This is a genomic window from Holdemanella sp. DFI.5.55 (assembly GCF_020593575.1).
Taxonomy (GTDB): Bacteria; Bacillota_I; Bacilli_A; order Erysipelotrichales; family Erysipelotrichaceae; genus Holdemanella; species Holdemanella hominis.
In genome coordinates, this window is the sequence record NZ_JAJDMK010000296.1 from 1 (window position 1) to 261 (window position 261).

Consider the following 261-nt stretch of genomic DNA (forward strand, 5'->3'; position numbering starts at 1 on the left):
CTTGTGGAAATGTTATATTGAGGAAAAGAGCATGGATTATGCTGCTTTGAGCGTAAAGGAGGCAATACCCAGACTTGTATCCGAACAGAATTTGAGAGAACGCCGTCATGCGGGAAGCTGTGGAGAGCTTGGGGTGGATATTCGTGTCGGAGATATCTGTTACATAGATTTCGGAGAAGCGTATATTAGTGAAATAGGATACCAGCATTTCGGACTGATTATAACAATTTTTCACAACAAGGCATTTGTTGTTCCTATGAG

The 261-nt window shown here is 41.8% G+C and carries 1 pseudogene; it reads left to right on the forward strand.

The annotated features are described in order from the left end of the window. Window position 1 precedes the first annotated feature (1 nt). Window positions 2–261: pseudogene (locus LJE08_RS14165) on the forward strand (hypothetical protein); the annotation flags it as partial.